The following is a 20,976-nucleotide window of genomic DNA, read 5'->3' as shown; positions in this document are numbered from 1 at the left end:
CCTGTGGGTAAAAGCGTAGTGTTTTTCCGAAGTGGTGGACGACGATTCAAGTTATGTCCCAGCCGTCAATCTATAAATCAATTAGTCAAAAATCCGTTCTTGGATTAATGGATCTGAGAGTATCATTTCTTTTAGCACGCGGTATTCGGGTTCTTCGATCAAATTATCTTGAATAATTCGGACAGCGTCTTTTCGTGCAACCTCCAACGCCCGGTAATCCTCCGTCAAATCCGCCACTTTAAATTCTGGTAAACCACTTTGCTTTTTACCGAAAAAGTCACCTGGTCCGCGTAGTTTTAAGTCGTGTTCAGATAACTCGAATCCGTCCGTCGTCTCTGTCATCACACTCATCCGCTCCCTGCCTTGCTCTGTTTTCGGATCGGCCATCAAAATACAATAACTTTTATTGCTTCCCCGTCCGACGCGTCCTCTTAATTGATGTAATTGTGCTAATCCAAATCGCTCAGCACCATAAATCAACATCATCGTTGCGTTTGGGACATTCACACCAACCTCAACGACAGTGGTTGAGACGAGTACTTGAATCTCATTTTCAGCATAAGCTCGCATTACTTCTTCCTTTTCATCTGGGTGAAGTCTCCCGTGCATGAGTCCAACCTTTATCGAATCCGGCATCCAAGCTTGCAATTGCTCATAGACTTCAATCGCATTCGATAAGTCCAGTTGTTCAGATTCTTCAATGAGCGGACAAATGACATAAGCTTGGTGACCATTTTGGATTTCTTTTAACATAAAATTTAAAATACGTTCAAGCATATTTTCCTTTACCCAATAGGTTTCTATCGGAATTCTTCCAGATGGCATCTCATCAATTGTCGATACATCCATATCACCAAGTGCCGTAATGGAAAGTGTTCGAGGAATTGGCGTTGCTGTCATAAATAAAACATCCGGTGTGACACCTTTATCTCGCAATGTCTTACGTTGTTCTACTCCAAAACGATGTTGCTCATCAATAATAATTAATCCTAATTGATCAAAAACGGTATCATTCTGAATTAACGCATGAGTACCGATTAATAAATCAATCTCTCCATTTTGCAATCGCTCTAATTTTTCACGTCGCTTCTTGCCTTTAATTGAGCCAGTTAATAACTCGATTGTTAGACGGTCTCCGAGCAAGGATTGTAAAGACTCTGCATGTTGTTCAGCCAAAATTTCTGTTGGGACCATTAACGCACCTTGTTGACCGGATAACGCTGTTGCATACAAAGCGATCGCAGCAATGATCGTTTTCCCGGAACCGACATCTCCTTGAAGTAAACGGCTCATGCGTGATTCACTCTTTAAATCAGTTAAAATCTCGTTCAGTACCCGTTGTTGGCTATTCGTTAGTTGGAATGGCAGGGATTGGATGAATTTGTTTAATTGATGCTCGTCATATTTTTTGACGAGTCCTTCCATCCGCTTTTTGTTTTCTTTTCGAATCCATTGCATTTTCAGTTGAAACAACAATAATTCTTCATAAATCCACCGCCTGCGAGCGTGCTTTAAACTCACCTTCGAACGCGGTTGATGAATTTCACGAATCGCTTGCTGCCTTCCAGGGATTTTATATTCCTTTAGATACTGCTCAGGTAGTAATTCTTCGACTTCAGAAAGTGAAGCCTTCAGCGAATAAGAGATCCACTTTTTTAATTGGTTCGTCGTAATATTTCCTTTTGTTGAATAGACGGGCTGAATTGTTTGATCTTCAAAACCTTTTGGGTGATATTTATGTACCGTTATTTGAAGTCTTCGCTCATCCCATTTTCCTGTTAGCGTAACTTGTTCACCAGGAATGAGTTTATCTTTCAAAAAATTCTGGTTGAAAAAGACCGCTTTTACTGCAACATGACCAATCGTAAGTGTACAGGTTAATCTAGATTTTTTTCGTCCATAAAATTGAACATGTGGTTGTGACGCGACGATCCCTTGAATGGTAGCAACTTCGTCGTGTGCAATTTCTGTCAGTGGCTTCAGTTCATGAAAATCATAACGAAAAGGAAAGTGGAAGAGTAAATCTCCCACTTTTTCAATGTTCATTAGTTGTAGTTGTTCAGCTGTTTTATCTCCGACGCTTGGTATATTGGTTACTGGTTCCTTAATCACTTGTTACCCTTCTTTCGATGCTGCAGCAGGACCGAAAATCTTCGCTGCAAGTGCTCTTCCTGTTGGTGTTGCCGCAAGACCACCTTCACCAGTCTCTCGAAGGGTCGACGGCATTGATTTTCCGATTCTAAACATTGCTCCGATGACCTCGTCACACGGAATACGGCTCGTTACGCCTGCTAAAGCCATATCGGCTGATACGATGGCTTGGGACGACCCCATCGCGTTTCGCTTCACACAAGGCACCTCAACCAATCCTGCAACTGGATCACACACAAGACCGAGCATGTTTTTAAGTGTCATTGCCATTGCTTCAGCTGACTGCTGAGGAGTTCCGCCCGCCATTTCGACAGCAGCTGCACTGGCCATTCCCGCTGCTGATCCGACTTCTGCCTGACAGCCGCCTGCTGCACCAGAGATCATCGCATTATTGGCAATCACTTGGCCAAAAGCACCCGCTGTGAATAAAAAGTTAATCATTTGCTTTCGTGTCGGATTCAGTCTTGGTTTCAAACCAAATAACACACCCGGAACACATCCCGCACTTCCAGCGGTAGGTGTTGCACAAATCGTGCCCATCGCTGCATTCACTTCATTCGTTGCAACGGCTTTACTAATGACATCGAGTACTAATTCACCAGATAATGTATTGCCTTTTTCCATATAATTTTTCAGTAGTACAGCGTCGCCACCTGTTAAGCCAGAAGTCGATTTCACACCATTTAATCCATCTTTTACGGATTTTTCCATGATGTCCAAGTTACGTCCCATTTCCGCAAAAATTTCTTCCCGTGGTTTTCCGGTTTCTTCAACTTCTTGTCGAATCATAACTTCAGCAATAGAGATATTATTTTCCTTGGTTGCCTCAATTAATTCACTTACGTTTTTAAACAACATGCTGCTTCCCTCCCTCTATCTGTTTTATTCCGAAATAGAAATGACATTTAAAATATGATCACAGCCTTCAAGCTTTTCCATAACCTCGCCTGGAATACGCTGATCTGTCTCGATAATCATCATTGCTTCTTTTCCTATATCACGACGAGATACTTCCATATGACCGATATTAATTTTATTGTCGGCCAAAACGCTTGTCACGGAAGCGATTGCGCCATGTCGATCATTATGCAAAACAAGAATCGCCGGGTTTTCACCACTTAATCGTAGTTCAAAACCATTAATTTCTGTAATTTCGGCTTTACCTCCACCGATCGAAATGCCTACAAGTTCGAAATCGCTTTCATCGTCTCCGATTTTTATACGTGCAGTATTCGGGTGATCTGATGCTCCTTCTTCTTCGATGAATTCATAAGACATCCCCGCTTCTTCTGCTAATTCAAAAGCTTTTCTAATGCGCTCATCAAATGTATCAAAATCCAATAAACCACCTACAATGGCTACATCCGTACCATGGCCTTGATACGTCTTTGCAAAAGAACCGTACAAATGGATTTTGGCCCATTTTGGCTGACGTCCATATAATTGACGAGCCATCTTTCCAATTCTAGCAGCTCCTGCTGTATGTGAACTTGACGGACCAATCATTACCGGACCAATCACATCAAAAACCGATCTAAATTTCATAAGGCACCATCCTTACTTATTGTCTTACTTCTATTTTACCAAGAAATAAGGAAAAGCCCAACCTTATATAAACAAAATCATTTGCAAAGCTAGTCTACGTACCTATATAATGTCTCTTGGGTTTCATCCCGGGTGGGTCGAGGGTTAATAAAAAAGAAGGAAAATGATGAATAGACTAAATAAAAATTGGATACGTGAAATCTCTGCCGGCTTAATTGGCTATTTAACGACTGTCTATATTGTCGTCGTCAATAGCGCTATCTTGGCAGACGCTGGATTAGATATGGAATTCGGTATGATTGCTACTATTCTAGCGAGTACACTCGGTTGTATATTGATGGGGATTTGGGCAAAGCTGCCACTCATCATCGTACCTGGCATGGGTGTCAATGCGTTATTCACCTACTCCATCGTTCAACAATATGATTATTCGTATGGAGAAGGCTTAGGTGTAGTGGTCATTGCAAGTCTAATTTTCGTTATTACCGCTTTTACACCAATGGGTTCGTACTTAAGCCGTGCAATTCCGAATACGTTGAAACATGGTATTACAATCGGCTTAGGATTATTTTTAATATTAATTGGATTGGAAAATGCCCAACTCATTGTCAGTGGGAATCATTCCATCATTTCTCTAGGTGATCTTTCTTCACCATATGTCATTGTGAGTTTAGTGACGTTACTCATTGGTGTACTTTTATTTGTTAAAAATGTACCAGCGAACTTTTTGATTACAATGATTGTTGGTACGATGCTTACTTTCGTATTCGGACTTTCAGAACAGGAGCCGATTACCATTTCACTCAGTAGCTTAACAGACGGATGGATTGCACCCGAGTTTCATCACATTGGTCAAATCACATTTTGGGCAGCTGTTTTGCCCCTTGCCCTTGTCTTGATTTTCGAAACAATTGGCATTCTACAAGGACAGGTTGACATGCTCGAAAAGCCTGAGCGATATAAAGTAGGCAGTAAAAGCTCTTCTATCGCTGCTTTATTTAGTGGCTTTTTCGGTACATCACCGACAATCCCGGCTGCAGAAAACGTCGCAGTAATTGCCGCGAAAGGACGAACAGGCCTGGCAAGTGTCGTTGCCGGTGTACTCTTTTTATCAACCATCTTACTGATCCCTTACATCAGCATGATTCCAGCAAATGCAATCAGTCCGATTTTAATCATCGTTGGTGTGCTAATGATGCAAAACATTAAACACATTAATGTAAATGATCTGACGGAAGCTTTTCCGATGTTCTTGATCATGTTCATGATTCCATTTACGTACAGCATTGCTGATGGAATGGCATTTGGGTTTATCGCTTACCCATTAATTAAATATTTTACAGGAAATAAAGAAGCAACCACTCCGATTCTATGGGTGATTGCCGGATTATTTGTTTTGGAGTTTATCGTCAAGGCAACGATGTAAAAGAAAGCACCTCAGGGATTTGAGGTGCTTTCTTATAGTCTAATTAGGATAGACATTTAAGCAGATAGACTGTTTGTTTTGATATGTTTCCTGCGCAATAACCTTTCGATAAAGATTCTAGATATGAACATGACTACGCTAAACAATACCAAGCAAACACCTATAATTAAGATGATATGGCTTAAGCTAATCGAAAATAAAATAGCGTAGACAAACGTACTTAAGATCATCCCCAATACAACGGCCACTGAGCTCCAAATGGCAATTTCTTTTAATAATAAGCGGGATATATCTTTTAAACTCCACCCAATTGAGAGATAGGTTGTAATTTCTTTTTCCCGCTCTCTTAATAAAGAATAGTTACTTTCTAACAAGGTGATTATTCCTAGAATATACGTAACTACGAGGATGATTGTATGCCAAGCATTAATCTGGACATTAACAAATTCACCTAATGCGGTTACATTGGTCGTCGTCACCGTACCTGTTAACGCCAAATAAACAATTGAATTTAAACTACTGACCAAAAACAGTTGTACAAAGGTTGTCCGAATATGTTTTTGATAAAAAGCTAAGTTTTTACTGACTAAAGAATTTTTTCTTTTGATTTTCTTCACCATTCATTCGCTTCTTCCCTTTTGAACTGGTGATTTGTTTCGTATAGTAATGATTCATTACAAGCATGAAAATGAGAAATGAAATCGCTGAACAAATAAATAAGAAAAGTAAATCCCATTCCATGACTGAAAAAGCAGGGATTGCCACAACAAAAGGAACGGCTATTCCGATGCTCGCCAATATCAATAATAGATTCTCTTGTTTTCCAATTCGTCTGATATCACGATTTAACCAACCCATTTGTTGATACAAAAGAATGTCTTTTTTATTAACGACAGACCAAAAATGTGAACGATTCAGCATGTAAGTTAACACAACTAAGACAAACAATAAGCCAAGAAGCAGGTTGGTCAAACTCCACTCAGAGATAATAGTTCCAGCTGCTCCTAAAGTCGTCCACGATTCTTTGACTGTACCGATATTCTCAACGTCCATTTCCATCGTTTGCGGTGATGACCCTGCAATCTTGGTCACCATGAGACCTATCTCTTCCAGTTCATCAGTGATGGCATCAATTTTCTGGATTGATTCATCCGTGTAACCCGTAATTCCAGCAACTTTAATCCGGATTGCATCAATCGGTTGATCACCTTTGACAAGGACAGAACTCTCGATATTCGTTACACCTTTAGCCGGGGGAGTAATAAAACTTCCCGGTGTCAAGGTCGGTTTCAATTCCACCTCATTGCCATTTTCATCTTTCCCGTATACCGGAGAAAATTGATAGATTCCGAGCGGACTGGATGCCAAATCGATATCCCTTTCCTCAAAATCTATGGTATCAACAGGATCGAGTATAACAACGTCTTCTCCTTGATCGAAGGCTTCTTCACTTGTCATCCCTTTCTTGATAATTTCCCGATACGTCGGTTTTTTCGGTATATTAAAGAGCGAGGAGTATTATTTCCTAACAGAAAGCACGACACCTTTGTAGATCTGAAAGAAGCCGCTTCAAATACATTCATTTTTACAATCACCAAAGGTACCAAAAAGGACTAAATGGCCTTAGTCCAATTGAATATCGGACGAAGGCCATTTAGGATTAATTTGACTTATTTTCATTGTCTACTTGACGGGTAGCAGTTCATCCACCCGCTGTTTCATTTTTCTTATTCCACTGAGAAAATAAATGAATAGATCGGCTGATTGCCTTTGTGGATTTCAACTTCGATCTCATCGTATTCTTCTTCGATAAAGGACTCGATTGCTTCGACTTCTTCATCTGTCGCTTCTTCACCTTGAAGAATCGTGACGATTTCATCTTCTTCATCATCAATCATGTTTTTAAGCAATTCTTTAACGGTTTCCATTTTATCTGGATTGACAGCTTCTATATCCCCATCTTGGATTCCCATAAAGTTGCCTTCTTTGATTGTTTTGCCATCAATCGACGTATCACGGACAGCATAAGTCACTTGACCCGTTTTGACGTGATTCGTTGCCTCAGTCATTTCTGCTTGGTTCGCTTCCAAATCTCCTTCTGGATTAAACATCAGCATAGCACTCATTCCCTGTGGTACCGTTTTTGTCGGGACTACTTTCGTAGGGAAATCAACTAGCTCACAAGCCTGCTCTGCTGCCATGACAATATTTTTGTTGTTAGGTAAAATAAGTACGTTTTCAGCGTTCGCTTGCTCTACTGCCTCGACGATGTCTTGTGTACTTGGATTCATCGTTTGTCCACCTTCTATGACAACTGTTGCACCAAGGCTTTCAAACATTTCTTTAATTCCCTCTCCCATCGCTACAGTTACGATGCCCAAAGGAATCTTTTTCGCAGGTTTTTCTTCTTTTTTCGGCTTTTCACCGACAATAGATGTATGCTGTTCACGCATGTTTTCTATTTTGATGTTGATCAAGCTTCCATATTTTTGTCCGATCGTCATCGTTTCACCAGGATACTCGGTATGAATATGTACCTTCACAACATCATCATCTGAAACGACTAATAATGAATCACCATGCTCGCTTAATGTGTTTCGATATTCTTCCTCATCAAAAGGATGATCCTTTAGTTTATCCTCTTCAAATTTAACCATAAATTCAGTACAGTAACCGAACTCAATATCTTCCGTATTCATAAAGTCTTGGTGCATTTTATGGTGTTCAGCACTGACCATCTCATCAATGGATGGAGCAGCAGCACTCGTCTGAGGCAATTCTTCACCCTTCAATGAAGCTAAGAAGCCTTCATAAACCGTAACGAGACCTTGTCCACCACTATCGACTACACCGACCTCTTTTAACACAGGAAGCAAGTCAGGTGTGCGGTCTAGTGAAGCTTTTGCTTCTTTCAAAACCTCTTCGATAAATTCAATGACGTCATCGGTGTTTTTTGCAGTGATTGTGCCTTGTTTAGCAGCATCTTTCGCGACAGTCAAAATCGTCCCTTCGACCGGTTTCATTACAGCTTTATACGCTGTTTCAACACCTGCTTCAAGTGCTTCTCCTAAATCACTCACCGTTAAACTTTCTTTACTTTCAACACTCTTGGAAAATCCTCTAAATATCTGTGACAAGATGACACCAGAATTTCCACGAGCTCCCATCAATAGACCTTTTGCAAATGAAGCAGCTACTTCACCAACATGATCCTCTGTAACCTTTTCAACTTCTTTTGCTCCAGAAGTCATTGTTAAATTCATGTTTGTACCTGTATCTCCATCCGGAACAGGAAAAACATTCAATGAATCAATCATCTGTGATTGATTCGACAAATGATTCGCACCCATAAGAACCATTTGTGCAAAATCTTTTCCGTTTAATTTCTGTATAGCCACGGTTCTATTTCCTCCCTTAAATCCAATCCTATCAACTATCCCGTTACTCGTACGCCATGAATATAAATATTCACAGCTTTAACGTTCAAGCCAATCATTCGTTTCAAAGCATATTTCACTTGATTTTGTACGTTATGAGCTACTTCTGATACTTTTGTGCCATAGCTGACAATGATATACATATCAATCGTCAGGTCTCCTTCATCATTTGTAACGACGACACCTCTAGAGAAATTTTCTTTTCCTAATATCTCTGAAAGTCCATCTCTGAATTGATTTTTGGAGGCCATTCCAACAATACCATAGCATTCTGTCGCTGCACCCCCAGCAACTGTTGAAATGACTTCTTTTGATATTGTTACATGTCCATATTCATTCGTGATCTCAACTGACACGTAAACTCCTCCTTTTATAAAGCACCTAAACTACAGCTATTTTACTATATCGCATTCTCTTTTAAAAGGTTATCTGTACAATAGGTCTTCTGTCAAGTTAAATTTCTTGATATTCCATTATTTTTCGATTGAAATCTAGTGTTGCATGTGATAAATTATATGAGTATGAATTCACGAATAGCAGGAGGGATTTTAAAATGGCTCGTAAATGTCAAGTTACTGGACGTAAAACAAGTACTGGTAATAAGCGTTCTCACGCAATGAATGCCAATAAACGTAGCTGGAAAGCGAATGTTCAAAAAGTACGTATCATGGTTGACGGTAAACCTAAAAGAGTATACGTTTCTGCTCGCGCTCTAAAATCAGGTAAAGTAGAACGTGTTTAATCATGTTCGATAAAAGCAGCTTTCGAATGAATCAATCATTCATCGAAGGCTGCTTTTTTTGTGGTTAAAATTGGTTTTTAAATGCACATTAAAAATGTTCGGCTAATTGCTGAAGGTCGACTCTCAACTGCTGAAGATTAATGCCTAACTGCTGAACTGACGAGGCTCACTGTTGAAGTTTGACGCTTAACTGCTGAACTGACGAGGCTCACTGCTGAACTGACGCGACTCACTGCTGAAGTTTGACGTCTAACTGCTGAACTGACACGACTCACTGCTGAAGTTCGACGCTCAACTGCTGAACTGTTGCATATGACTGTTGAAGTTTGATGCCTAGCTGCTGAACTAGCGCGCCTCACTGCTGAAGGTTACCTGCTAGCTGCTGAACTGATGCGACTCACTGTTGAAGTTCGACGCTCAACTGCTGAACTGTCACAACTCACCGCTGAAGTTTGACGCCTAACTGCTGAACTGACGTGCTTAACATCTCAGCTTTAGCGATCCACCAAGCTCAGCCCGTCCAGTTAAACGAAAAAAATTGGTTGAAACTCACAAATGAGCATCAACCAATTAATTTTACAAGAATAGATAAGTTCGTTATACACCATTATTATTTTTTAAATAAATTCATGACCCCACGAACTATGCCACCTAAAAATCGTGGGAGTTTAAACGTATAAAATTTCATTTTCCCCCTCCTATTCCTTACCGATCCACATTCCTGCTTAATCCCGACTCTTTATAACTAATAATATGCCCTTACTAAATGAATAAGTACACTTTTTTTCAATGCATTCATTCGAAACGGTAAACGAGGATCCAAATGTTATCGTTTCACCGTCGAGATTGTACCGGAAACCTTCTAATGTTAAGTCTTCTACTTGCTCGGTAATGGAAAGGAATGAAACATAAGGGTATTGTTGCTCTTTTTCTATAGAATAAGTACCTGGATAATGAAGTGACAGTTGATTTTGTCGGTCGACGAGTTTGGCCGCAATATTTACTTGAGCAAGCTTTTTAAGCAAAAACATATTAACCCAAGCATGATCTAAACGGCCACCTGTCGCACCGAAAATCCATACATTACTCGCTTTTAAATCAATCGATTCATCGATGGCTAATTCTAAATCTGTATAATCTTTATCAGCAGGAAATTGTTTGAACGTCTTTGCATGTGCTTGAATGGTTTCATGTTCTACTTGAGAAATCGAATCAAAATCACCGATAGCCAAATCAATTTCCATTTGACGTTTAGCTAGATAAAGAGCTCCGTGATCGACACCAATCCAAAAATTGATCCATGGATAATCGTCAAAATTCGGGATTTTTTCTACCGGTCCGCCTGCAACAATTCCTATTTGCAAAGAGTTACTCATACAAAATCACAACGACTCTTTAATGGCTTTGATGGCTTCTATACGGTTTTCTTTGTTGAAAATTGCACTTCCAGCGACCAAAACATCAGCTCCTGCATCAATGCATTGTTTTGCAGTATCTTGATTAACGCCACCGTCCACTTCAATTTCATATGAATAACCATGCTCAGAACGTAAATCAAAAAGTTGCTTTATTTTATTTAGTCCGCTTGGAATAAATGACTGTCCTCCAAAACCTGGGTTGACAGTCATGACCAACACAAGATCTACGTTTTCCAGTACGTATTCAATCGATTCAACAGGAGTTGCTGGGTTAATGACGACGCCTGCTTTGACACCGGCTTGTTTAATTTGCTGGACGACTCTATGAAGGTGTGGACAAGCTTCCTGATGTACGGTGATAATATCAGCACCCGCATCGACAAACGCTTGGATATAGTGTTCTGGATTCTCAATCATTAAGTGTACATCTAATGGTAAATCGGTAACTGGTCGAATGGCATCGACAATCAATGGTCCAATGGTAATATTCGGCACGAAATGACCGTCCATTACATCGACATGAATATAATCTACTGCAGACTCTACTTCTTTAATCTCTTCCCCTAATTTAGCGAAATCAGCTGAAAGAATAGAAGGTGCTATTTTAACCATAGATTAATACCTCGGCTTTCTAGAGTTAATTTCTTCATAAAAAGTTTTGTAATGTTTGTATCTAAACGCAGGAATATCTCCTGTATCCACCGCAGCTTTCACTGCACATTTGGGTTCTTTCATATGCATACAGCCCCGAAACTTGCATTCATCTTGCAATTCGACGAATTCAGGAAAACAATAGCGTAATTCATCTAATTCAATCTCAGAGAATTCAAGTGAACTAAATCCTGGTGTATCAGCAATTAATCCCCCGGCTATTGAGAACAATTCTACATGTCTTGTCGTATGCTTACCTCGACCGAGGCTTTTCGAAATATCTCCGGTTTCCAGTTGTAAAGAAACATCAAGCACATTTAAAAAAGTGGATTTACCGACACCGGACTGCCCAGCAATGACACTAATTTTGTCTGCTAAATGAGGCTGGACAGCTTCATAGATTGTATTGGCCGGATCGTCTTTTGAAAACGTCAATAAATCATAGCCGAGTGAACGATAATCACTCATAAATTGATCAATCGACTCTTGTTTCGATTCCTTGACTAAGTCGGTTTTCGTTAAAATAATCAATGGTTTAATTTCTTTATGTTCAATAAGCACCAAAAATCGATCGAGTAACAATGGGCTAAAGTCTGGTTCTGCGAGTGAATTAACAATCACAGCTTGATCGATATTGGCAACTGGCGGACGAATGAGCTCATTGATGCGTTCATCAACAGAAACGATTGTCCCTGTCCCATCCGCTTGAACTTCAACTTTGACACGATCACCGACGAGTGGCGTAATTTTTTGTTTTCTGAATAAACCCCTGCCTTTACACTCAATCAACTGATCTCCGGAGAGTACATAATAAAAACCACTCAACGCTTTGATGATTCTTCCTTCCTTCATCTGTTCACCCTTTCTTTATTCTTCATAAGGAACCGATTGTTCGATATACGTTTCCCCATCTCTTACGACACGGTAGCTAGCCTTTTCACCCGGATTAACCGTCAATTCAATCTCATACGTCGTATCAGCATAGATTGTTTCTTCATGAAAAACATTATTAATGTTTCTGTTGGCATCGCCAATATAAATGACGACTTCTTGCCCAATCGGATCATTTGAAGAATCATTTTCACTATTTTCATCTTCACTGTTTTCGTTGTTGTCTGGTGTTTGTTCACTCTCAGGTGGGTCATATACAACTTCAAAAGTTTCAGTCTTCGTCACTGGTTTCAAATCCGGTCCTTTAGAAACGACGACACGGAATTCATCCCCTACTTCCAGCTCTGTGTTCGAGCTAGGGCTTTGTTGTATTATTCTACCTTCACGCACATCGTCTGAAAATTCTTCCTCGGTTACTAAGGATAAATTATTTGTTTTTGCATAGTCTTGTACATCTTCAAGCGACCATCCTTCAACAGATTGAAGGCTTACAGTAGGCGGCCCGTTACTGACATCAAAAATAACCCTTGTATTTTCCGGAATGATTTCTTCCCCTGGCTCAGGTTGAATTTGAGCAATAATTTCCCCTTCCGGCTTGTCAGAGTCCTTCCGATATCCGATTACTTCCTGATAACCGTTTGATTCAAGAAGTTTTTTAGTTTGTTCAAACGAACTGCCGACATAATCTGGGAATTCTATTTTTTCTTGCCCCATACTTGTCACAATAGTAACTGTCGCACCTTCCTTCACCGTATTACCTGCACGTGGTGAAGTTTTGACAACGAGGCCTTCTTCAATCTCTTCATCATACACTGTATCTCGTTCAACTTCCAAACCCAAGTCAGTCAATTCACTGAAGGCTTCTTCATATGTTTTGCCAGCAACATCTGGAATTTCTATATCATCAGGAATCAACATTTTCGGTAAAACAAACAGAGCGATGATTGCTGCGATTACAACGAGTGCACTGAATGAAATTAAAAATATCATCCATTTTTTTGATTTTTTATTCGGTTTGTCTTTTGCTTGTTGCTCGGAATTGACGATTGTTTTTCCGTCTTCCTCTTCAAACTTCATATTTGGAGGAACCACTGGCATCACTTTAGTATCTTCTCCCTCTTCAACCGGAGGGATAAACCGTTCTTCGTCTTGACGGTCTGTATTCAATACTGTTTTCAAATCACTTTCCATTTCATCAATTGATTGATAACGGTGAAGTGGATTTTTTGCGGTCGCTTTCAACACGACATTTTCTAGGCTTTGAGGAACACTTGGTTGGAAACTTCTTACATAAGGTGTCTCTGTTTGCATATGTTTTAATGCTACTGAAACAGCTGATTCACCAGAAAAAGGCAATCTTCCGGTCAACAATTCAAACAATACAATGCCAAGTGAATAAATATCTGATTTCTTTGTTGCCGTTCCACCTCTAGCTTGCTCCGGAGACAAATAATGAACAGAACCGAGTACGTCATTCGTTTTCGTCAACTGTGTGGAGCTAAGCGCGCGTGCAATACCAAAGTCCGTAATTTTCACATTACCATACTGATCCATTAAGACATTTTGTGGTTTGACATCGCGGTGGATGATTCCGTTCGTGTGTGCGTGAGATAATGCAGATGTCAGTTGGAGCATGATCGCGACTGCATCTGATGCAGATAACGGGCCATTATTTTGAATATGTTCCTTTAATGTATGACCCTCAACATATTCCATAACCATATAATAAACATTATTTTCTTCTCCCACATCGAATATATTGACGATATGATCATTCGATAAGCTTATGGCTGATTCCGCTTCTCTTCTGAATCGTTCGATAAACTCATTGTTGTTGGAATACTCCATCTTCAAGACTTTAATGGCAACTTCCCTGTTCAAGATTAAATCTTCACCTAGATAGACGTTTGCCATTCCGCCTCCGCCAATTGTATGCAAAATTTTATATCGTTCGTTTAGGATTTTTCCTGTTAACACGTTGAAACACCTTCTTCGTCCCCGTCATCTACCCATAACAGCAAAGATATGTTATCTTCGCCGCCACGGTCGTTTGCCAATTGAATTAGTTCATCAAGCTTATCTTCCGTTTTACGATCTTGCAAAATGACTTCCTGAATTTCCTTCTCGGAAACTTTGTTCGTTAACCCGTCCGTACATAAAAAAAGATAGGGTTTGTCTTCGTTAAGTGAGAAGGTGTGTAATTGCACATCCAAAGATTCTTCTGTTCCGACCGCTTGGGTTAAAACATTCTTCTTAGGATGAACTTCAGCTTCTTCCATCGTTAATTGGCCACTACGAACTAACTCATGAACAAAAGAATGGTCCTCTGTCTGCTGGACGACTTCTTGATGATTAATTGTATAAAGCCGACTATCACCGATATGTCCAACAGCAACTTCATTATTAAAGATAATTGCAGCAGTTAAGGTTGTCCCCATTCCTTCACAATCTACATTTTCTTTAGCATAGTTCAAGATTTTTTGATTAGCTTCTTGAATCGTTTGTTCTAACCATGTGCTCGCAACTTCAATGGATGAAATCTTTGATGTCTCATCCCATTTTTTATGTAACTGGGACACGGCCATTTGACTAGCCACATCACCAGCATTATGTCCACCCATTCCATCTGCAATTACAATGAGAAGTTGACCTGTAGGATGTTTAAAAACCCCACCGGCATCCTCATTGATTGAACGTACTTTTCCTCGGTCTGATTTAAAATATGCAGTCATTTCTGCACCTCATTTCTCATATCTTACTCATTTTACTATCATTTTTTTCGTTTAATTCGCGTGATAAAGAAACCATCGGCAGCAAAATCATGAGGAAATAGTTGTAAACCAAAAGGTGTTAAGCCGGATAAGTCTTTACAAGACTCAGGTAATTCTTCAAAAAACATTTGATCAATCTCAAATTCATCTGTTTCTTCCATCACTTGTGCAATGAGTTCATCATTTTCTTTACGATCTACCGTGCAAGTACTATAAACAAGTTTACCATCTTGCTTTAATAAAGGTAGAACTGCTTGTAATAACTCTTTCTGAATCTTAGCCAGCGATAAAATATCTTCTTCCTTCTTTGCGTATTTAATATCTGGTTTACTTCGTAGGACACCAAGACCAGAGCATGGTGCATCCAAAAGGATTCGGTCGAAACTGAACGCTTCAAAACGATTCGGCAATTGACGGCTATCCAACGCTTCTGTTTCAATCATCGATAAACCTAGCTGCTTAGCTCTTTCTTCTACTAGCTTTATCTTCTTATCATGTAAATCATACGCATAGATAACGCCTTCATTATTCATTTTTTCGGCCATGTGCGTCGTTTTTCCTCCTGGCGCACTGCAAGCATCAAGGACAGTCATTCCAGGTAAAGGGTTGACCATTTCAGATACGAGCATAGAAGTTTCATCTTGAATCGTTAACTGATCAGGAAATAAGTGGCTATTTAATATATTGCCAGAATTGATGACGAGTCCTTGTTCAGACAAGTCAGACGGTCTTGCCTCAATATTTTCCTCAGAAAGAATCGACAAAGCTTCTTCTCTTGTCGTACGCAATGGATGAACACGAACAGAAACATTTTTACGTTCAATATTAGACCAGCACATCTGCTCCGTTGTGTCATATCCATATGCATCAATCCATCGTTTGACCAACCAAGTTGGATGACTTGTTTGGATGGATAGTCTTTTCACTCGGTCTTGAATATTTTTAATATCAGGCGGTCCTTGTCGTTGCAAGTTTCGAAGTACACCATTAACAAATCCAGAAATACCTTTATGTCCACGTCTTTTAGAAATTTTCACTGCTTCATTGATGACTGCATGATCTGGTACTCTGTCCAAATAAATCATTTGATAAAACGATAAAATGAGCAACCATGATACCCATGAATCCGTCTTTTTGTTTTTCGTAAAATGATTTATAAAATACTCAAGCGTCAGCTTACATTGCAGACTGCCGTAAACGAGTTCTGTCATCAAGTTTTTGTCTTCTTGACTAAGCTGATTCTTTTGTATCGCTTGATTGATCAACAAGTGGCTGAATCCACCTTGGTCGCCGACTTTCAGCAATAGATCCAGTGAAATTTCTCGCACGTTCTTCATCTTATCATCCTAACTGCTCACCTACTGTGAAGTAATCCTTACTGCCACGCAAAAAATCTTCTGTTTTCATACGTTTTTTTCCTGCAGGCTGAAGCTCTGTTATGTTCAGTTGCTTTCCATCAGCTGTTCCGATGAATAATCCATCTTCAACTCGAAGGATTTCACCTGGTTTTCCATTTGAAGTTTGTTCGACCTTTTCAGCCCACCAAATCTTTATCGTTTGATCTTTGTAAGTTGTATAGGCGACTGGCCATGGGTGAAGACCACGGATATGGTTATAGATTTCTTCTTGCGTCTTTTGCCAATCTATTTTCTCTTCTTCACGTTTAATCGTATATGCATAAGTCGCATTTTCATGATTCTGTGGTGTCGCTTTCACTTCATTTGAGAATATTGCTGGTAAGGTTTTTTTCAATAAGCCTGCCCCAACAATCGATAACTTATCATGAAGACTTCCGGTGTGATCGTTCTCTTCGATTGGAATAGCCTCTTGACTAATCATATCGCCCGTATCCATTCCTTCCGCCATATACATAATGGTAACGCCTGTTTCTTTTTTGCCTTGCATGATGGCGTAGTGAATCGGCGCTCCACCACGTAACTCAGGAAGCAAGGAAGCATGTACATTAATACAACCAAAAGGAGGTACATCTAATAATTCTTTCGGTAAAATTTGTCCGTAGGCAGCTGTAACAATAAGGTCAGGTTCGTATTGTAAAATTTCCTCAAAATCTGTTCGAATCTTTACCGGTTGAATAACCGGCACACTATGTTCCAAGGCAAACGCCTTCACCGGAGAAGGTGTCATTTGTCGTTTTCTTCCTCTCGGTTTATCCGGTTGAGTAACGACTGCTACTACATCGTAATCTGAATCAATTAACATCTTCAATATAGGAACACTAAAATCGGGTGTACCCATAAACACAATTTTTTTCGTCATATAATACTCCTCTTCAAGTCTATTCTTACTCATTTACATAAAGTAGTATGGATCAAAATCAATCGTCATTTGAAGTTTATTTTGATTCACTTCTTTTTTAAAGTGTTCTAATACACTTCGTAGAGCGTAATCAACTTCTTCTTTTCGCTTATATTTTATCATGCATTGATAACGATAGCGATCCTTAATCCGTAGCATTGGCGACGGAGTTGGGCCTAACAAAATCGACTCTTGTGATAAATTTTTGGCTAACTCGTTGGCTAGCTCATTGGCCATTTGATTCACTTGTACGTGATTTTCATGCGATAAATTAATCAATACCATAAAGTAATATGGTGGATAACCAACCTGTTTTCGAAAGTTCATTTCTCGCTGAAAAAAACCTTCAAAATCGTATTCACTTGCCAATACGACGGAATAATGATCCGGCGTGTAGGTTTGGACGACCACTTCTCCAGGTAATTCATGACGTCCTGCCCGGCCACTGACCTGAGTCAATAATTGAAATGAACGTTCACTTGCACGAAAGTCTGGCAAATGAAGCATTGAATCGGCTGCAATTACACCAACAAGTGTCACATTCTTAAAGTCGAGTCCTTTGGCAATCATTTGGGTTCCAAGTAATATATCCGCTTCACCACGTCCGAATTGGCCAAGTAATTTCTCATGAGCTCCTTTTCTCGATGTCGTGTCCACATCCATTCGAATGACACGTGCTTTTTCAAACTGAGTTTTCAATGCCTCTTCTACTTTTTGTGTCCCTGTTCCGAAAAATCGGATCGCATCACTTTCGCAATTCGGACAAGTTTTTGGCATACCCCGTTCTGCATTACAGTAATGACATTTCAATTTATGTTGTCTTTGATGGTATGTCATCGAAATATCGCAGTGTTCACATTGTATCGTTTCGCCACATTCTCGGCACATGACAAACGATGAATATCCTCTACGATTCAACAGTAGAACGATTTGTTCATTTTTATCTAAACGGTCTTGAATTTTCTCGGTCAATGATTCAGAAAACATCGAGCGGTTTCCTTTTTCCAACTCTGTTCGCATATCAACGATTTCAATGCGCGGAAGATCTTGATCATTCACACGATCTTTTAGCTCAAGTAATGTATAGACATCTTTTGAGGCTCTTGCGTAAGACTCCAACGTCGGTGTTGCACTTCCTAAAACAACGGGACATTGGTGTACACGTCCTCGATATTTTGCCACTTCACGCGCATGATACTTTGGATAATCTTCTTGTTTATAGCTTGTCTCATGTTCCTCATCAATAATAATAATGCCTAAATTTTCAAAAGGAGCAAACACAGCTGACCGCGCACCAACAACAACACTTACTTCTTTTCGTTGGATTTTTCGCCATTCATCATACTTTTCACCTTGGGATAGCGCACTATGTAAAACGGCTACTTCTCCACCAAATCGTTCCTTGAACCGAGTTACCATTTGGGGAGTGAGAGAGATTTCTGGTACAAGCACAATCGCTTCTTTTCCTTCATCCATTACCCGCTGAATGGATTGCAAGTAGATTTCTGTTTTCCCACTACCTGTCACACCATGCAATAGGAATACTTCATGCCTTTTTTCATCAATCGAAGTATGAATCGGTTCAATCGCTGATTGTTGTTGTTCGGTCAGCGATAACGGTTTAGTTCGTTCGGTCGTATTTTTTTGATAAGGATCCCGATAGACTTCTTTTTTCACACGTTTTAAAATCCGCTTATCGATCAGTTGATCTATCGGGCTTTTCGTCGTTTGTAGCTTTTTTATTAAGTCATTCAGTAAAATCGGCTGTGGTTTTTTTGAAAAAAATTCTAATATTAACCGTTGCTTCTTCGCTTGGCTACCTAAGTCTTCAATCGCTAATAGCAACTCATGTTCACCGACAGCCAATTCGATATATGTGTCCTTTTTTATCCGATTCTTGCCTTTCACGCTATATTTCACATCAATGAGTCCTTCTTGGACCATCCTAGTTACTTGGCTTGCAGGTATTTGATGTTTTTCTAGCTCTTCAAAAGGAAATACTTCTCGTCCTTCTGCAGCAATCTTCCAAACATCAGGAAGTTCGTCTTCATCGGCCAACAACCAAACTTCCTTTTTATACTTTGCCTTAAAAGCTGCCGGTAGCATTGCTTGCATAGCGGAAATTCGATAGCACAAAGTTTCCTCTTGTAACCACTTAGACAAATCGAGTAATTCGTTCGTCAAAACAGGTGTGTGATCCATAACACTAATAATCTCTTTTAATGATTCAAACTGACTTCCATTTGTCAGTTCAGTTACAAATCCCATTACTTTTCGTGGTCCAAATGGCACGATGACACGAACTCCTGGTTGCACACTACCTTCTAGATTTTCTGGGATCTCATAGTCAAATAAAGAATCGATTGCTGCTGCTGCAACATCGATGACGACCTTTGCTACCGCCATGCTTATTCCTCCGTCATTTTTCGATTAACTAATTGCATCAATTTTTCTGCAATTTCTTTCTTCGTTGCATAAGGAATCCGGTGTTCTTCTTCATCCTTTGTATAAAAAACAACTTCATTGTGATCTGATTGAAATCCTTTTTGAAAACCGATTTCATTAATGACAATGGCATCGAGTTGTTTGCGTTTTAACTTTTCTTTTCCATATGTCAATGGTTGTTCTGACTCCGCAGCAAACCCAACCAAATATTGATTCGTTTTTTCTTTACCTAGTGTTGCTAAAATGTCTTGGGTACGTTCAAGTTCAATGACAAGGTCACCATCTTTTTTCTTCAGCTTTTGATCAGAAGTTTGCTTTGGACGATAATCTGCTACTGCTGCTGACTTAATGACTAAATCTTGTTCAGGGAATTCTTTTATTACAGCTTGATACATTTCATCTGCTGACTGCACATCAATGGTTCGGATACCTGCAATTTTAGCTAAGGAAACTGGTCCAGATATGAGAGTGACTTCAGCTCCGAGATCCTTTGCTGCTTGAGCTAAGGCATAGCCCATCTTTCCAGATGAGTGATTTGTAAAAAATCTGACCGGATCAATGATTTCTTGCGTAGGTCCTGCTGTAATTAGAACTTTTTTACCTTTCATCACTTCTGTCTTTTTTTCATGGTTATTAATGACTTCAATAATGCGTTCTGGTTCTTCCAAGCGGCCTTTTCCTACATAACCACATGCCAAATAGCCGTCCCCTGGTTCAATAAAACGGTAGCCCATTTTTTCAAGTTCAATTAAATTCTTTTTGACAGATGGATGAGCATACATATGAACATTCATCGCAGGTGCAACGTAAACAGGTGACGTTGCCGCCAACAGCGTAGTGGTCAACATGTCATCAGCTAGACCATTCGCTATTCTGCCCAGTAAATGGGCCGTAGCTGGTGCCAATATAATAAGATCTGACCAGTCTGCCAAGTCAATATGGGCAATTTTCTCAGGATTTTTTTCATCAAATGCATCCGTATAAACCGGATTTCTCGATAACGCTTGGAAGGTAAGCGGTTGGACAAATTCTGTTGCACCTTCTGTCATAATTACTTTAACATCGGCTCCCTGTTGGACTAACTTACTTGTTAATGCACACGCTTTGTAGGCAGCGATACCGCCGGAAACACCTAACAGAACCTTTTTTCCATTTAACATGTGATAACCTCCGTTTATATACG

General features: G+C 39.8%; 20 protein-coding genes and 1 pseudogene. 3 read left to right on the top strand and 18 right to left on the bottom strand.

The window, feature by feature from the left end; translation table 11 throughout:
* Window positions 1–81: 81 nt before the first annotated feature.
* Genes recG through sdaAB form a run of 3 tightly spaced genes read right to left on the bottom strand, consistent with a single transcriptional unit; the run spans window position 82 to window position 3,696 of the window.
* Window positions 82–2,112, bottom strand: coding sequence for an ATP-dependent DNA helicase RecG (recG, locus tag FPQ13_RS02310; RefSeq protein WP_144087696.1), 2,031 nt, complete (start codon window positions 2,110–2,112; stop codon window positions 82–84).
* Window positions 2,113–2,115: 3 nt separating this feature from the next.
* Window positions 2,116–3,006: an L-serine ammonia-lyase, iron-sulfur-dependent, subunit alpha gene (gene sdaAA / locus FPQ13_RS02305; protein WP_144087865.1), complete on the bottom strand. Its 891-nt coding sequence runs from the start codon at window positions 3,004–3,006 to the stop codon at window positions 2,116–2,118.
* 27 nt (window positions 3,007–3,033) lie between these two features.
* On the bottom strand, window positions 3,034–3,696 hold the full coding sequence (sdaAB, locus tag FPQ13_RS02300; RefSeq protein ID WP_144087695.1) for an L-serine ammonia-lyase, iron-sulfur-dependent subunit beta: 663 nt from the start codon (window positions 3,694–3,696) through the stop codon (window positions 3,034–3,036).
* A 166-nt stretch (window positions 3,697–3,862) separates the two neighbouring features.
* On the opposite strand from sdaAB, the gene FPQ13_RS02295 reads away from it, so the two are divergent.
* The gene (locus FPQ13_RS02295) at window positions 3,863–5,122 is read left to right on the top strand and encodes an NCS2 family permease (RefSeq protein ID WP_342778562.1); all 1,260 of its coding nucleotides are present in this window, start codon (window positions 3,863–3,865) and stop codon (window positions 5,120–5,122) included.
* A gap of 56 nt (window positions 5,123–5,178) precedes the next feature.
* Here FPQ13_RS02295 and FPQ13_RS02290 read toward each other — a convergent pair whose 3' ends face one another.
* Both FPQ13_RS02290 and FPQ13_RS02285 read right to left on the bottom strand, forming a co-directional pair.
* Window positions 5,179–5,742: an FtsX-like permease family protein gene (locus FPQ13_RS02290; protein ID WP_144087693.1), complete on the bottom strand. Its 564-nt coding sequence runs from the start codon at window positions 5,740–5,742 to the stop codon at window positions 5,179–5,181.
* Window positions 5,702–6,580 carry a hypothetical protein gene (locus FPQ13_RS02285; RefSeq protein WP_144087692.1) on the bottom strand — a complete coding sequence of 293 codons (879 nt, stop codon included), beginning with the start codon at window positions 6,578–6,580 and terminating at the stop codon, window positions 5,702–5,704. The genes FPQ13_RS02290 and FPQ13_RS02285 overlap by 41 nt, the downstream gene beginning before the upstream one ends.
* 113 nt (window positions 6,581–6,693) lie before the next feature.
* Here FPQ13_RS02285 and FPQ13_RS02280 point away from each other — a divergent pair.
* Window positions 6,694–6,780, top strand: a pseudogene (locus tag FPQ13_RS02280) (IS3 family transposase); the annotation flags it as partial.
* A 69-nt stretch (window positions 6,781–6,849) separates the two neighbouring features.
* On the opposite strand, the gene FPQ13_RS02275 reads toward FPQ13_RS02280, so the two are convergent.
* Window positions 6,850–8,520 carry a DAK2 domain-containing protein gene (locus tag FPQ13_RS02275; protein ID WP_144087691.1) on the bottom strand — a complete coding sequence of 557 codons (1,671 nt, stop codon included), beginning with the start codon at window positions 8,518–8,520 and terminating at the stop codon, window positions 6,850–6,852.
* A gap of 35 nt (window positions 8,521–8,555) precedes the next feature.
* Window positions 8,556–8,915 carry an Asp23/Gls24 family envelope stress response protein gene (locus tag FPQ13_RS02270; RefSeq protein ID WP_144087690.1) on the bottom strand — a complete coding sequence of 120 codons (360 nt, stop codon included), beginning with the start codon at window positions 8,913–8,915 and terminating at the stop codon, window positions 8,556–8,558.
* Between the two features lie 197 nt (window positions 8,916–9,112).
* Here FPQ13_RS02270 and rpmB point away from each other — a divergent pair, with 197 nt between their 5' ends.
* A complete protein-coding gene (gene rpmB, locus FPQ13_RS02265; RefSeq protein ID WP_144087689.1) occupies window positions 9,113–9,301 on the top strand; it encodes a 50S ribosomal protein L28 in 189 nt (62 codons plus the stop codon).
* Between the two features lie 137 nt (window positions 9,302–9,438).
* Here rpmB and FPQ13_RS02260 read toward each other — a convergent pair whose 3' ends face one another.
* From FPQ13_RS02260 to coaBC, 11 genes are all read right to left on the bottom strand, one after another.
* Window positions 9,439–9,660, bottom strand: a complete 222-nt coding sequence (locus tag FPQ13_RS02260; protein ID WP_144087688.1) for a hypothetical protein — start codon at window positions 9,658–9,660, stop codon at window positions 9,439–9,441.
* Window positions 9,661–9,911: 251 nt separating this feature from the next.
* Window positions 9,912–9,989, bottom strand: coding sequence for a stage V sporulation protein SpoVM (gene spoVM / locus FPQ13_RS02255; protein ID WP_144087863.1), 78 nt, complete (start codon window positions 9,987–9,989; stop codon window positions 9,912–9,914).
* Between the two features lie 37 nt (window positions 9,990–10,026).
* Window positions 10,027–10,665 carry a thiamine diphosphokinase gene (locus tag FPQ13_RS02250; protein WP_186279519.1) on the bottom strand — a complete coding sequence of 213 codons (639 nt, stop codon included), beginning with the start codon at window positions 10,663–10,665 and terminating at the stop codon, window positions 10,027–10,029.
* Window positions 10,666–10,683: 18 nt separating this feature from the next.
* The gene (gene rpe / locus FPQ13_RS02245; protein WP_144087686.1) at window positions 10,684–11,331 is read right to left on the bottom strand and encodes a ribulose-phosphate 3-epimerase; all 648 of its coding nucleotides are present in this window, start codon (window positions 11,329–11,331) and stop codon (window positions 10,684–10,686) included.
* Between the two features lie 3 nt (window positions 11,332–11,334).
* A complete protein-coding gene (gene rsgA, locus FPQ13_RS02240; protein WP_144087685.1) occupies window positions 11,335–12,222 on the bottom strand; it encodes a ribosome small subunit-dependent GTPase A in 888 nt (295 codons plus the stop codon).
* 15 nt (window positions 12,223–12,237) lie between these two features.
* A complete protein-coding gene (gene pknB, locus FPQ13_RS02235) occupies window positions 12,238–14,238 on the bottom strand; it encodes a Stk1 family PASTA domain-containing Ser/Thr kinase (RefSeq protein WP_144087684.1) in 2,001 nt (666 codons plus the stop codon).
* Window positions 14,232–14,993: a Stp1/IreP family PP2C-type Ser/Thr phosphatase gene (locus FPQ13_RS02230; RefSeq protein WP_144087683.1), complete on the bottom strand. Its 762-nt coding sequence runs from the start codon at window positions 14,991–14,993 to the stop codon at window positions 14,232–14,234. The genes pknB and FPQ13_RS02230 overlap by 7 nt, the downstream gene beginning before the upstream one ends.
* 38 nt (window positions 14,994–15,031) lie before the next feature.
* Window positions 15,032–16,369, bottom strand: a complete 1,338-nt coding sequence (gene rsmB, locus FPQ13_RS02225) for a 16S rRNA (cytosine(967)-C(5))-methyltransferase RsmB (protein ID WP_144087682.1) — start codon at window positions 16,367–16,369, stop codon at window positions 15,032–15,034.
* A gap of 4 nt (window positions 16,370–16,373) precedes the next feature.
* Entirely contained in the window at window positions 16,374–17,309 is a 936-nt protein-coding gene (gene fmt, locus FPQ13_RS02220) for a methionyl-tRNA formyltransferase (RefSeq protein WP_144087681.1), read from the bottom strand.
* A gap of 33 nt (window positions 17,310–17,342) precedes the next feature.
* The gene (gene priA, locus FPQ13_RS02215) at window positions 17,343–19,754 is read right to left on the bottom strand and encodes a primosomal protein N' (RefSeq protein WP_144087680.1); all 2,412 of its coding nucleotides are present in this window, start codon (window positions 19,752–19,754) and stop codon (window positions 17,343–17,345) included.
* 2 nt (window positions 19,755–19,756) lie between these two features.
* Window positions 19,757–20,953, bottom strand: coding sequence for a bifunctional phosphopantothenoylcysteine decarboxylase/phosphopantothenate--cysteine ligase CoaBC (gene coaBC, locus FPQ13_RS02210; protein ID WP_144087679.1), 1,197 nt, complete (start codon window positions 20,951–20,953; stop codon window positions 19,757–19,759).
* Between the last annotated feature and the right edge of the window lie 23 nt (window positions 20,954–20,976).

The organism is Allobacillus salarius (assembly GCF_007559425.1).
In the GTDB taxonomy this organism is placed as follows: Bacteria; Bacillota; Bacilli; order Bacillales; family Alkalibacillaceae; genus Allobacillus; species Allobacillus salarius.
The sequence above is the reverse complement of the archived record's forward strand: the minus strand, read 5'-3'. Positions and strand labels throughout refer to the sequence as shown.

Bases quoted from the DNA above. Each gene is read 5' to 3' on its own strand.
- sdaAB (WP_144087695.1), bottom strand. From the start codon at position 3,696: ATGAAATTTAGATCGGTTTTTGATGTGATTGGTCCGGTAATGATTGGT.
- FPQ13_RS02295 (WP_342778562.1), top strand. From the start codon at position 3,863: ATGAATAGACTAAATAAAAATTGGATACGTGAAATCTCTGCCGGCTTA.
- FPQ13_RS02290 (WP_144087693.1), bottom strand. From the start codon at position 5,742: ATGGTGAAGAAAATCAAAAGAAAAAATTCTTTAGTCAGTAAAAACTTA.
- FPQ13_RS02285 (WP_144087692.1), bottom strand. From the start codon at position 6,580: ATGACAAGTGAAGAAGCCTTCGATCAAGGAGAAGACGTTGTTATACTC.
- rpmB (WP_144087689.1), top strand. From the start codon at position 9,113: ATGGCTCGTAAATGTCAAGTTACTGGACGTAAAACAAGTACTGGTAAT.
- spoVM (WP_144087863.1), bottom strand. From the start codon at position 9,989: ATGAAATTTTATACGTTTAAACTCCCACGATTTTTAGGTGGCATAGTT.
- rpe (WP_144087686.1), bottom strand. From the start codon at position 11,331: ATGGTTAAAATAGCACCTTCTATTCTTTCAGCTGATTTCGCTAAATTA.
- rsgA (WP_144087685.1), bottom strand. From the start codon at position 12,222: ATGAAGGAAGGAAGAATCATCAAAGCGTTGAGTGGTTTTTATTATGTA.
- FPQ13_RS02230 (WP_144087683.1), bottom strand. From the start codon at position 14,993: ATGACTGCATATTTTAAATCAGACCGAGGAAAAGTACGTTCAATCAAT.
- rsmB (WP_144087682.1), bottom strand. From the start codon at position 16,369: ATGAAGAACGTGCGAGAAATTTCACTGGATCTATTGCTGAAAGTCGGC.
- fmt (WP_144087681.1), bottom strand. From the start codon at position 17,309: ATGACGAAAAAAATTGTGTTTATGGGTACACCCGATTTTAGTGTTCCT.
- priA (WP_144087680.1), bottom strand. From the start codon at position 19,754: ATGGCGGTAGCAAAGGTCGTCATCGATGTTGCAGCAGCAGCAATCGAT.
- coaBC (WP_144087679.1), bottom strand. From the start codon at position 20,953: ATGTTAAATGGAAAAAAGGTTCTGTTAGGTGTTTCCGGCGGTATCGCT.